Here is a 12,525-nt window from a genome sequence, read left to right as displayed (position 1 = left end):
CATCCTACGGTTTGCCCGTTTCCTTGCGAGTACAGACTGAATTTTTAGATAAATGACCAGGCTGGTTGTAACCGTCAGCCCTGATCGAGGAGAACAAATAATGAGTGAAAACGCCTACGAAAAAGGTCGGCTGAACCTGCCGTTTGTCGGCTTCTGCACCTTTGGCAAGAACCGCACCTGCGAAGACTGGGACAACATTAAGGCCGACGTGGCCTTTATGGGCGCGCCCTTTGACTGCGGGACCCAGTGGCGTTCCGGCGCCCGCATGGGGCCGCGTTCCATTCGCGAAGCCTCAACGCTGTTTTCGTTCGGCCACGGCGGCGCCTACTCCTATGAAGATGACGTGATGTACCTGGAGGGCGTCGATATCGTCGATATCGGTGATGCCGACATGGTGCACACCAACACCGAGAAGAGTCATGCCAACATCGAGTACGGCGTGCGCAAGATGCTCGACGCCGGTGCACTGCCCGTCGTCGTCGGCGGCGACCATTCGGTCAACGCGCCCTGCATTCGTGCCTTCGAGGGACGGGGGCCGATCCATATCATCCAGATCGATGCCCACCTGGATTTTGTTGACGAGCGTCATGGCGTGCGTTTTGGCCACGGCAACCCGATTCGCCGGGCCTCCGAGCAGGACTTCGTTACCGGCATGACGCAGCTGGGCATCCGCAACGTGTCCTCGTCCAACCGCGCCGATCACAAGGCCGCCGAGGCGGTAGGGTCAACCATTTTGTCGGTACGCGATGTGCGTCGCCTGGGTGCGGCGGGGGTGCTGGAGCTGATTCCCAAGGGTGTGAACTACTACATCACCATCGATATCGACGGTTTCGACCCGTCCATCGCACCGGGTACCGGCACCCCGAGCCATGGTGGCTTTCAGTACTACGAGGTAATGGAAATACTGCAGGGCGTGGCGCTCAGTGGTGACGTGGTGGGAATCGACCTGTGTGAAGTGGCGCCGGACTATGACCAGACCGGCTCCACCAGCATTCTGGCGGCCCAGGTACTGATGAACCTGATCGGCTATGTCTTCCATGGCCGTGCCTTACGCAGCCAGTCGGCCTGACGCAAAAACGCTGGCGGTGTCTGGCCGCCAGCGCCTTTTCTGATCCCCCGATACCTGCTTGCGCGGGTTTTTCTGCCTGGGTTAGCGCCGATTGAATGCCCGGAATTCACGCTCGACGATGGACTCCAGCGCCTGGCTGCGGGTGGAGCGCACCAGGTAGGCCAGGGTATCGGTGCGGGTGGGCTCAAGCCGGTAAAATCCGCCCTGGGACGAGAGTTCCGGGCAGGCCCCCAGTACCCGGTAGCTGCCCATGGGCGTGAGGGCCAGGGTGCGGTTGTCCCCGTAGGCGAACCCAATCAGCGGGTGCTGGGAGGTGTGACCTATCTCGCTGGCTTCGCTGTCCCAGGTGTATTCAAGAACCCAGAATTCGAGGTTCGGATTACTGACAACGGCATAGCTGGAATCAATTCCGCTCATATAGACAATCACCCAAAAGGTTCCCTGTATTCAGCCCGTAGCAGCCGACAGGCCAATTGCGGGAAGGTGAAAGCTCCGCAATCGTACCCTGGTCAGACTGGCATAGCCCGGACACCCGATTGCGAAAAGCATAACGCAGAATCGTAATCGGCGCCGCCTGGGGCATGGCCGATCAAGGGGAATCGTCGAATCATCCTGATTCTGAAGTCCTGCGATCCTGCAGTGAGTGGCTATTATCGTTGAAACGGGCCGAAATTACAGAAGTTTGTCGACTGGATGCCGTGATCAATGATCCAGGCTTGCAGGCCCGGGGCGCAAGCCCGCCTTCACTTGGCCGAACGCGGCGCGCGCCAGGGGGCAGGTCGGTTGCCATCAGCCCGCACAGAGCCGCAGGCCAGCTGCAACGTCTGGACCCGGTATTCGCAGGCTTCAGCCATCCATCCACCCAGCCACCCATCCATCCATCCATCAGTTGCCCGGGGTTGAGCCGGCGCCTTCGGGCCTTGCAGGTCCGCAATGAGAACGACAGCGGATCTCGTTTCGGCAGCTCTTAAACTATTGTCTAGTTCCCGATCGAATTCTTATAGTGATATGTTTCGTATCGTTATTGGCGCAACCCAAATAATAACTGGCGGTCGGAGCAACACTTATGGCGCAAACAAACGAAACAGAAAAGAAGCCCGGCCCATTGTCCGGTATTACCGTGCTGGATTTCTCACGCGTGCTGGCAGGTCCCTATTGCACCATGGTGCTGGCAGATCTGGGCGCACGGGTCATCAAGGTTGAGCGGTTTGGCACGGGGGATGACACCCGCGCATTCGGCCCCTTCGTGGGCGTGGATTCCGCTTATTTCATGTGCTTCAACCGCGGCAAGGAAAGCATTTCGCTGGACATAAAATCGCCCCGTGACCGCGAGCTGCTGGAACGGTTGCTGGACAGTTGCGACGTGGTGGTCGAGAACTTCCGCCCCGGCGTCATGGAGCGTCTGGGCTACGGTCCCGAGAGGCTCGCCAAAACACATCCTCATATTGTCTACACCTCGATTTCTGGCTTTGGTCACAGCGGGCCGTTCAGTGAGTTGCCGGGCTACGACATGGTAGTGCAGGCGATGGGCGGGGTCATGAGCCTGACCGGCTGGCCCGATGAAGAGCCTGCCCGCGTGGGCACCAGCTTTGGCGACCTGGGGGCTGCGCTCTTTGGCGTGGTGGGTATCCTGTCGGCACTCTACAGCCGAACCCGCGATGCCCAGGGGGCGCGTGTGGATATCGGCATGCTCGACTGCCAGGCCGCCCTGATGGAGACGGCACTGGCCCGCTACGATGTGGAGGGCGTCGTGCCAACGCGTACAGGGGACAATCATCCTTCGCTGGCACCCTTTGAAACCTTTATGGCCGCTGACGGCAAGTTCGTGATCTGCGCGGGTAATGACACCCTGTTCCTGCTGATGGCCGACGCCCTGGGGTCGCCACATCTGGCGCTCAAGGCAGAATTCCTGACCAATGATCTGCGGGTGCAGAATCGCCAGCAACTGGTGCGTGATATCGAAGCGATCACCGGTACGCAACCGATGCAGCACTGGATTGATGCCCTTAATGAAGCCGGTGTGCCCTGTGCGCCGATCAATACCATCGATCGGCTCTTCAGCCATCCGCAGCTGCTCGCGCGCAACATGATCGTCAAGGTGAAAGGGGAAGGCGAGCGGGCGGTGCGCACCGCCGGTAACCCTATCAAGATGAGCACCCTGTCAGAAGTGGACCCCGAAGTACCGATCCAGTCTCCCGCGCTGAACGCGCATCGCGAGGCGATTCTTGAAGAACTCATGGCCAGCAACGGTGCTTACGCGCCGACGACGCACGATGATGGCGATGTCGATGACACTGGGCCAGACGCGCTTTACCAGGCCGCTTCTGCCGTCTAAATCCATATCCGAGACCCTCAGGTACCCATGATGACAACAAAAACCAGCAACCCGCTTAAGTCAGTCAGCACAGAACAGAGCAATGCCGCGAAGCAACCCGATACCGCACCTGCTGCGGTGAAACCGGCCGCGGATACTTTGCAAACCATCCTGGTCGAACGGCGCGAACGGGTAGGCATTATCACCCTGCACCGTCCCAAAAGCCTCAATGCCCTGAACCGGCAACTGGCCCGGGAGGTCATCGAAACCCTCAAGGCTTTCAACGCCGACGACAACATCGGTGCCATCGTGATTACCGGCAGCGCCCGCGCCTTTGCCGCCGGGGCTGATATCGAGGAAATGGCGAATCTGAGCTACGCAGAGTTTTATTGCGACGACATCTTTGCGCCCTGGGATGCGCTGCGCCTGATCAGCAAGCCGATCATCGCCGCCGTGGGGGGGTATGCCCTGGGCGGCGGTTGCGAACTGGCGCTGATGTGCGATTTCATCATTGCCGCGGAAGATGCGCAATTCGGCCAGCCGGAGATCAAACTCGGCATTTTGCCAGGCATAGGCGGCTCGCAGCGTCTGACCAACGCTGTCGGCAAGGCGCTGGCCATGGATCTTATTCTGACCGGGCGCACTATCGACGTGCACGAAGCCAAGGCGGCGGGCCTGGTGGCACGGGTAGTGCCTTCAAAGGAGCTGCTGCAAACCGCACTGGAAGCGGCACACACCATTGCAGGCTACAACAGCCCTGCCGTGCGCATGGCCAAGGAAGCGGTCAATGTCGCATTCGAGACCAGCCTGAACGAGGGCATCCGTCATGAACGGCGTCTGTTCCAGGCGGCCTTTGCGACTGAGGGTCAGAAAGAGGGCATGCATGCGTTCATCGCCAAGCGCGCCCCGGTTTTCCGGCACCGCTAGCTCCAGAATAGCGCCATCGACCGGTGGCGCTGCTTCACAGAATACGGAGATGGCATATGGGTTTTCCAGATTCAGGGGCCTGCTGTCTCGAATGATCCGAAATTCAGGAGTCGATATGTCTACTCAAGTGATTCTTCCGCGCATCATGCAGGTTGGCGACGGAGCCAGCCAGGATACGCCCACTGTCCTGGCGAGCCTTGGCTGCACGCGCCCGCTGATCATTACCGACAAGATGATGGTGGAACTGGGCTACGCCGGTCGCATTCAAAAATGCCTGGCCGAGCATCAGGTATCCGCCGATGTGTTCGCCGATACCGTCCCCGAGCCGACCGTCCGTTCCATTCAGGCGGGTGTCGACATAACGCGTGATGGGGATTACGACTGCATTATCGCGCTTGGCGGCGGCAGCCCGATCGACAGTGCCAAGGCGATCGCGATTCTGGCCCGCCACGGCGGCACGATGCAGGACTACAAGTTTCCCCGTATGGTGATTGAGGCCGGCCTGCCCATTATCGCGATTCCCACCACCGCCGGAACCGGCTCCGAGGTGACGCGTTTCACCATCATTACCGACGAGACCAGCGATGAGAAGATGCTCTGTGTCGGTATCGGGTTCATGCCGGTCGCGGCCCTGATCGATTTCAACCTGACCTTGAGCCTGCCGCCACGCATTACCGCCGACACCGGTATCGATGCGCTGACGCACGCGATGGAAGCCTATGTCAGCAAAAAAGCGAACCCCTACAGTGACAGCCAGGCACTGTCCGCGATGCGCCTGATCGGCCCGAATCTGCGCCGTGCCTACCATGAGGGGTCCGACAGGGAGGCCCGCGAGGCGATGATGCTGGGTTCCACCCTGGCCGGCGTGGCGTTCTCCAATGCCTCGGTCGCCCTGGTGCACGGCATGAGTCGACCCATTGGCGCCGCCTTCCATGTGCCCCACGGGCTGTCCAACGCCATGCTGCTGCCCAGTGTCACCGCGTTCTCGATTCCGGCCGCCCCCGGGCGTTACGCCGACTGTGCCCGCGCCATGGGTGTGGCCCGCGAGCAGGACAGCGACGAGCAGGCCAACCACAAATTGCTGCAGGAACTCATCGCCCTGAACGCTGAGCTGAAGGTGCCGACGCCGGCGCAGTTCGGCATTGAACGCCAGGCGTTCTTTGACCTGTTGCCGACCATGGCCGAGCAGGCGCTGGCATCGGGTTCCCCCAACAACAACCCCCGTGTACCCAGTGCGGATGACGTCATCGAGATCTACCAACAGCTCTGGTAACGCCTGCGCTAAAAACAACAAACAGGCGCAGCCTGTCCATTCTGTGTGACTGAGCGCTGCACAACGCGGCACGATTCAACTTTGAGGAACATGTTATGAACACCGTCGGACATCTGATCAACGGCGAAATCATCACCGAAGGCACCCGCAGCCAGAACGTCTTCAACCCCGCCACCGGGGACGCCACCAAGCAGGTCGACCTGGCGTCCAAAGCCACCGTGGAACAGGCCATCGCTGCCGCCCAAGCGGCGTATCCGGCCTGGCGCAACACCCCGGCCATCAAGCGCGCGCGGATCATGTTCAAGTTCAAGGAACTGCTGGAAAAACACGCCGATCAGATCTGTCAGATGATCGGTGAAGAGCACGGCAAGATCGGCCACGATGCCGCCGGCGAGCTGCAGCGCGGCATCGAAAACGTCGAGTATGCCTGCGGTGCGCCGGAGTTGCTCAAGGGCGAGCACAGCAAGAACGTCGGCCCCAGTATCGACTCCTGGAGCGAGTTTCAGCCGCTGGGTGTCGTGGCCGGCATCACGCCGTTCAACTTCCCGGCAATGGTACCGCTATGGATGTACCCCATGGCCCTGGTGTGCGGTAACTGCTTTATTCTCAAGCCGTCCGAGCGCGATCCCAGCTCCACCCTGTTCATCGCCCAGCTGCTGCGCGAAGCCGGTCTGCCCGATGGCGTGATGAACGTCGTCAACGGTGACAAAGAAGCCGTTGACACGCTGCTGCACGATAAGCGCATCCAGGCGGTCAGCTTCGTCGGTTCGACCCCGATTGCCGAATACATCTACAGCACCGCCACTGCCAACGGCAAGCGCTGCCAGGCGCTCGGTGGCGCCAAGAACCACGCCATCGTCATGCCGGATGCCGATATGGACAATGCCGTCAACCAGCTGCTCGGAGCGGCCTTCGGGTCATCCGGTGAGCGTTGCATGGCGCTGTCGGTGGCGGTTGCCGTGGGTGATGTCGCCGCTGATGCGCTGATCGCCAAGATGACCGCAGCGATGAAAAAGCTGAAAGTCGGGGCGCATAGCGACAACAGCAACGACTTCGGTCCGGTGATCACCCGGCAACACCAGGAAAAGGTGGTCGGCTACATCAACAGCGCCGAAGAACAGGGCGCCCGGGTGGTGGTCGATGGCCGCAACCCCGAAGTGCAAGGGTACGCCAATGGCTTCTTCGTCGGCGGCACCCTGATCGACAACGTGACCCCGGAGATGGTGAGCTACCAGGAAGAAATCTTTGGCCCGGTGCTGCAGGTGGTGCGCGTGGAAACCATGCAGCAAGCGATGGACCTGATCGACGGCCATGAGTACGGCAACGGCACCTGCATCTTTACCCGCGACGGTGAAGCGGCCCGCTACTTCAGTGACAATATCCAGGTGGGTATGGTCGGCATCAACGTGCCGCTGCCGGTGCCCGTGGCCTACCACAGCTTTGGTGGCTGGAAGCGCTCGCTGTTCGGCGACCTGCATGCTTACGGCCCCGACGCCGTGCGTTTCTACACCAAGCGCAAAACAGTCACCCAGCGCTGGCCTTCGGCCGGTGTGCGTGAAGGCGCTGAGTTCTCCATGCCCACCATGAAGTAACCGGCGCTGAGCTGTTCGTCAGGGCCTGCTGCTGGCCGGTACGGAGACAGGGTGGGTTCGGTGCTGCAGTGTCTGAGTGCTTGAAATTCAACGTTTAAGGGGACCCTGAGTCCCCTTTTTGCGTTTACTGTTTTTCGGTGATGCGGGTTCTGGCTTATAGTGGGCGCAACCTTCGAATGACAGGATATGCAATGGCCGTTCAGCGCAGAGAAAAAGGTTCCGCCATCAGCCGGGTGATGGAGATCATCGAGGCGGTGTCTCGCGCCGAACGCCCCCTGAGTCCGGCCGATTTAGCCCTGCAACTGGATATTCCCAAGCCCAGTGTGCATCGCCTGTTGCAGCAACTCGAGGCCGAGGGCTACCTGCAAACCAACATGCGTGGTCTGCTGGTGCCCGCCGACCGGCTGCACGGCATCGCCCTGGGCGTGCTCTACACCAGCCGCTTCAAGGCCCTGCGCCAGGCGATCCTGAAAAAGCTGGCAGCCGAGGTCGGTGAAACCTGCGGTATCGCCATCCCGGATGGCACCGAGATGATCTATTACGACCGCGTCCAGACCAACTGGCCCTTGCAGATCTACTTGCCCGTCGGCAGCCATACGCCCGTAGGCTGCACCGCCAGCGGAAAACTGTACCTGAGCTCCCTGGGCGAGACTCAACGCCAGCGCATCATCCAGCAGCTTGTGCTGGAAAAGCGCACCCGTAACACCCTGACTGACCCACTGGAACTGGAATCGACCCTGCTAGCGGTGGCCGCGAATGAGTGCGGTACCGACAATGAAGAGTTCGTCGATGGCATGGTCGCCTTCGCCGTCCCGATCAAGGACGCAAGCGGCCGGCTGATGGCCTGCCTATTCACCCATGCCCCCATACTGCGCAAAACCCTGGATGAACTGCTGGAATTTGAACCCCTCTTGCGCCAGGCGGCGCTGGAACTGGGGGATCTGGTAACGGATACCCCGTCGGCCAAGAACGAACGGCTAGTGTAGTGTTTCACGCTATATGAAGATTATAACGGCCCCTTTTTCCGCCATCCTGCGTTGTTCGTTGTCGCCGTAGCCCCACTATGACTCCGCCTCACGCCTTGGCTGGCGAAAAAATGAGCGCGTTCTAAAGCACCACCAAGAGTGCAACACTACACTAGAGGCGCCAAAACTGTAGGGTCTGGCGGGCTGCTCAAGCGGCAGTGGCTGTAGGTTTGCCACCCACGCCTGATGTGATTATCAGGCGTTCATGTCCCGTTGCAGGAGGGGTAGTGTGCCGGTCAGTTGTGAATGCTGGCGGGCTACACCCGTGTGGTCTCACCACACCTTGCCCCTTTCACCTTGCTCCTTCCACCTTGCCCCTCAGTCCCTAGCCCGCAAGATCGGCCGGCTCAGGCCGCAGCGTTGTCATCATCTGCTCGATGGCAATCCGGGCCAGGGGGGTGAGATTGCTGCCGTCATCCTGCAGGTAGCCGATGATCTGCTGCTTCATGCTGCGCGCCCAGAATTTCTTCAGGTGCGCGGCCACGCGCTCGGCGGCTTCTTGCTGGGTGCCGTAGTGGCTGTTGTTGTCGGCGATCTGGTTCGCCATGTGGATCAGGGTATCGAGCTGGTTCATGGACTCTGTCCTTAACTCGCCGCGCGGGCGGGGTTGAGCGAATGAGGGGTGTTTTCCGGTTGACCCTGGTTGCCAGGATGGTAGATCACGTGCCGGCCGGGGCGGGCAAAGCCCACCAGCATGAGGCCTGCCTGCTGCGCCTGTTCGATGGCCAGGGCCGTGGGCGCCGAGACGGCGACCAGGGCGCCAATGCCGGCACTGCAGCTTTTTTGCACCATCTCGTAGCTGGCCCGGCTGGATACCAGCGCAAAGCCGTTTTCCAGCGGCAGTCTGGCCTTGATCAGGGCACCGATCAGTTTATCAAGCGCGTTGTGGCGCCCGACGTCTTCGCGTGCCAGCAGAATCTCGCCGTCAGCATTGCACCAGGCGGCGCCGTGGCTGGCCCCGGTCAGGCCCTGCAGCGGCTGGTGCTGCTGCAGATCCGCCAGGGCGCGCTGAATGGCCTGGTCCGACAGTTTGGGTGCCTGTACCCGGGCGATGGGCCGAATCGCCTGTTCCAGCGACTCAGTACCGCAGAGGCCACAGCCGGTGCGCCCGGTCAGGTTGCGCCGGGCCTGCTTGAGCTGGGCCAGGCGCTGGGCGCTGATCTGCATTTGCACGCTGATGCCGCGGGCCTCCTGCACAACCTCGATGTCGTAGAGCTCATCGGGGTGTTGCAGGATGCCTTCGGTCAGGCTGAAGCCCAGGGCAAAATCATCGAGGTCCGACGGGCTGGCCATCATGACGGCATGGGATATGCCGTTGAAGACCAGCGCCACCGGCACTTCCTCGGCAATGCAGTCCGTGGCCTGCTGTGCCTGGCTACCGGTGGCGCCTGCATTCATGCGAATGTCGACGCGGGCCTCGCGGCTGCCGGGGGCCTTGCTGCCCATCAGCCGGCTCCGTTACCGCTGGCAAGGGTGGCGGCATCGCCCTTGAGCAGCTGGTGCTGCAGCTTCTCGAAGGCCTGGAAGTTCTGCTGCCATTCAGACGGCTGGCTGACCTTCTCGACCTGCACCGCGGTCACCTTGTACTCGGGGCAGTTGGTGGCCCAGTCCGAGCTGTCGGTGGTGATGACGTTGGCGCCACTGCCCGGGTGGTGGAAGGTGGTGTACACCACGCCCGGCAGCATGCGATCGCTGATGCGGGCGCGCAGTACCGTCTGGCCGGCACGGCTGGAAATGCCCAGCCAGTCGCCGTCCGAAATACCGCGCAGTTCGGCGTCCGACGGATGCACTTCCAGTACGTCCTCGTCGTGCCAGGCCTGGTTCTCGGTACGGCGTGTCTGGGCACCCACGTTGTACTGCGACAGGATGCGACCGGTGGTCAGCAGCAGCGGGAAGCGACGGTTGGTGCGCTCCTCGGTAGCGACGTACTCGGTAATGGCGAACTGGCCCCGGCCAATGGGGAAGTCCTCGACATGCATGGTGGGCATGCCGTCCGGGTGCTGGTCATTGCAGGGCCACTGGATGCTGCCCAGTTCTTCCAGTCGATCGTAGCTGACGCCGGTAAAGGTCGGGGTCAGGCTGGCGATCTCGTCCATGATCTCGGACGGGTGGCTGTAGTTCATCGGGTAGCCCAGCGCATTGGCCAGGTCCTGGGTCACTTCCCAGTCTTCCTTGCCGGCGATGGCGGGCATGACCTTGCGCACGCGGTTGATGCGCCGTTCCGCGTTGGTGAAGGTGCCGTTCTTCTCGAGGAAGGAGGAGCCCGGCAGCAGCACATGGGCGAACTTGGCCGTTTCGTTGAGGAAGATATCCTGCACGATCAGGCAGTCGAGCGACTTGAGTGCCGCCTCAACGTGGTGCGTGTTGGGGTCGGACTGGGCGATGTCTTCGCCCTGCACGTAAAGCGCCTTGAAGGTGCCGGCGATGGCCGAGTCGAACATGTTGGGAATGCGCAGGCCCGGCTCGTCGTCCAGGGTCACGCCCCAGACCTGCTCAAAGCGGGCGCGGGCGCTGTCGTCGGAGACGTGCTGGTAACCCGGCAGTTCATGGGGGAAGGAGCCCATGTCGCAGGAACCCTGGACGTTGTTCTGGCCGCGCAGCGGGTTGACGCCCACGCCTTCACGGCCGATGTTGCCGGTGGCCAGCGCCAGGTTGGCAATGCCCATGACCATGGTGGAACCCTGGCTGTGCTCGGTCACGCCCAGGCCGTAGTAGATGGCGCCGTTGGGGGCCTTGGCATAGGTGCGGGCCGCGCGGCGTACCGCCTCGGCGGCCACGCCGGTGACGGACTCCATCTGCTCGGGGGAGTTGCGAACATCGCTGATAAAACTGCGCCAGGCCTGGTAGCCCTTGTCGTCGCAACGCGAGGCGATAAAGGCGCTGTCTTCCAGGCCTTCGTCAATGATGGTGTGGGCCAGGGCATTGATCAGGGCGACGTTGGTACCCGGGCGCAGCGGCAGGTGCTGGGCATCCTTCAGGTGCGGCGTTTTCAGCAGATCGATTTTACGCGGGTCGGCCACGATCAGTTCGGCACCTTCACGCAGACGCTTGCGCATCAGCGAGCCGAACACCGGGTGGGCGTCGGTGGGGTTGGCGCCGATCACGATAATTACATCGGACTGCATCACCGAGTCGAAGGTCTGGGTGCCGGCGGACTCGCCCAGGGTGGCTTTCAAGCCAAAACCGGTGGGGGAGTGGCAGACACGGGCACAGGTGTCGGTGTTGTTGTTGCGAAAGCCTGCGCGTACCAGTTTCTGCACCAGGTAGGTTTCTTCGTTGGTGCAGCGCGAGGACGTAATGCCGCCGATGCTTTCGCGGCCGTACTTGCCCTGGACTTCCTTCAGGCGACGGGCGGCGAAGCCGATGGCCTCTTCCCAGCTGACTTCGCGCCAGGGCTGGTCGATGGAGTCACGGATCATCGGCTGCTTGATGCGGTCGGCGTGGGTGGCGTAACCAAAGGCGAAACGGCCCTTGACGCAGGAATGACCGTGGTTCGCATCACCGCCCTTGTAGGGCACCATGCGGATCACCTGGTCACCCTTCATTTCTGCCTTGAAGGAGCAGCCGACACCGCAGTAGGCGCAGGTGGTGACGACGCTGTGTTCCGGCTGGCCGGCGTCGATCACGCTCTTTTCCATCAGGGTGGAGGTCGGGCAGGCCTGGACGCAGGCGCCGCAGGAGACGCAGTCCGAACTCATGAAGTCGCCACCCTGGCCGGCGGCGACCTTGGAGTCGAAGCCTCGGCCCTCGATGGTCAGGGCGAAGGTGCCCTGGACGTCTTCGCAGGCACGCACGCAGCGCGAGCAGACGATGCACTTGCTGGCATCGAAGCTGAAATAGGGGTTGGAGCTGTCGGTCTCGGCGTCCAGGTGGTTTTCACCGTCAAAGCCGTAACGCACGTCCCGCAGGCCCACGGCACCGGCCATGTCCTGCAGTTCGCAGTCGCCGTTGGCCGGGCAGGTCAGGCAGTCCAGCGGGTGGTCGGAGATGTACAGCTCCATGATATTGCGGCGCAGCTTGGCCAGCTTGCCGTTCTGGGTGCTGACCTTCATGCCGGCTTCGGCCGGTGTCGTGCAGGAAGCCGGGTAACCACGGCGACCTTCGATCTGCACGGCGCACAGACGGCAGGAGCCGAAGGCTTCCAGGTTGTCCGTCGCGCAGAGCTTGGGAATGTTGATGTCGTGCAGGGAGGCCGCGCGCATCACTGAGGTGCCTTCGGGTACGCTGACCTGTACGCCGTCGATTTCCAGCGTTACCAGGGTTTCGGACAGGCGCGCCGGGGTGCCGTAGTCTTTGCTGGGATCAAAATGTTGCAACATGATTCT

10 protein-coding genes are annotated in these 12,525 nt (G+C 61.7%); 6 read left to right on the top strand and 4 right to left on the bottom strand.

The genetic code is table 11. The annotated features are described in order from the left end of the window. The first annotated feature begins 100 nt into the window (after positions 1-100). On the top strand, positions 101-1,069 hold the full coding sequence (locus KDW95_RS05745) for an agmatinase (RefSeq protein ID WP_255855327.1): 969 nt from the start codon (positions 101-103) through the stop codon (positions 1,067-1,069). 81 nt (positions 1,070-1,150) lie between these two features. On the opposite strand, the gene KDW95_RS05740 is transcribed toward KDW95_RS05745, so the two are convergent. Then, positions 1,151-1,486, bottom strand: coding sequence for a hypothetical protein (locus tag KDW95_RS05740; RefSeq protein WP_255855326.1), 336 nt, complete (start codon positions 1,484-1,486; stop codon positions 1,151-1,153). A gap of 649 nt (positions 1,487-2,135) precedes the next feature. On the opposite strand from KDW95_RS05740, the gene KDW95_RS05735 reads away from it, so the two are divergent. From KDW95_RS05735 to KDW95_RS05715, 5 genes are all read left to right on the top strand, one after another. Next, positions 2,136-3,404 (top strand): CaiB/BaiF CoA transferase family protein, encoded by a 1,269-nt coding sequence (locus KDW95_RS05735; RefSeq protein ID WP_255855325.1) that lies wholly within the window; start codon positions 2,136-2,138, stop codon positions 3,402-3,404. A gap of 30 nt (positions 3,405-3,434) precedes the next feature. Further along, positions 3,435-4,310: an enoyl-CoA hydratase gene (locus KDW95_RS05730; protein ID WP_255855324.1), complete on the top strand. Its 876-nt coding sequence runs from the start codon at positions 3,435-3,437 to the stop codon at positions 4,308-4,310. Positions 4,311-4,425: 115 nt separating this feature from the next. Further along, on the top strand, positions 4,426-5,583 hold the full coding sequence (locus KDW95_RS05725) for an iron-containing alcohol dehydrogenase (protein WP_255855323.1): 1,158 nt from the start codon (positions 4,426-4,428) through the stop codon (positions 5,581-5,583). A 95-nt stretch (positions 5,584-5,678) separates the two neighbouring features. Beyond that, positions 5,679-7,175: a CoA-acylating methylmalonate-semialdehyde dehydrogenase gene (locus KDW95_RS05720; RefSeq protein WP_255855322.1), complete on the top strand. Its 1,497-nt coding sequence runs from the start codon at positions 5,679-5,681 to the stop codon at positions 7,173-7,175. A 191-nt stretch (positions 7,176-7,366) separates the two neighbouring features. Continuing rightward, positions 7,367-8,161: an IclR family transcriptional regulator gene (locus KDW95_RS05715; RefSeq protein WP_255855321.1), complete on the top strand. Its 795-nt coding sequence runs from the start codon at positions 7,367-7,369 to the stop codon at positions 8,159-8,161. A 364-nt stretch (positions 8,162-8,525) separates the two neighbouring features. Here the strand turns inward: KDW95_RS05715 and KDW95_RS05710 are convergent, their stop codons facing one another. The 3 genes from KDW95_RS05710 to fdhF are packed head-to-tail and all read right to left on the bottom strand — an operon-like array spanning position 8,526 to position 12,519. Beyond that, a complete protein-coding gene (locus tag KDW95_RS05710; RefSeq protein ID WP_255855320.1) occupies positions 8,526-8,774 on the bottom strand; it encodes a formate dehydrogenase subunit delta in 249 nt (82 codons plus the stop codon). Positions 8,775-8,785: 11 nt separating this feature from the next. After that, positions 8,786-9,646, bottom strand: coding sequence for a formate dehydrogenase accessory sulfurtransferase FdhD (gene fdhD, locus KDW95_RS05705; protein ID WP_255855319.1), 861 nt, complete (start codon positions 9,644-9,646; stop codon positions 8,786-8,788). Then, positions 9,646-12,519 carry a formate dehydrogenase subunit alpha gene (gene fdhF / locus KDW95_RS05700; protein ID WP_255855318.1) on the bottom strand — a complete coding sequence of 958 codons (2,874 nt, stop codon included), beginning with the start codon at positions 12,517-12,519 and terminating at the stop codon, positions 9,646-9,648. The genes fdhD and fdhF overlap by 1 nt, the downstream gene beginning before the upstream one ends. Positions 12,520-12,525 lie beyond the last annotated feature (6 nt).

It is taken from the genome of Marinobacterium rhizophilum (assembly GCF_024397915.1).
In the GTDB taxonomy this organism is placed as follows: Bacteria; Pseudomonadota; Gammaproteobacteria; order Pseudomonadales; family Balneatricaceae; genus Marinobacterium_A; species Marinobacterium_A rhizophilum_A.
This window is presented reverse-complemented; position numbering and strand designations above follow the sequence as displayed.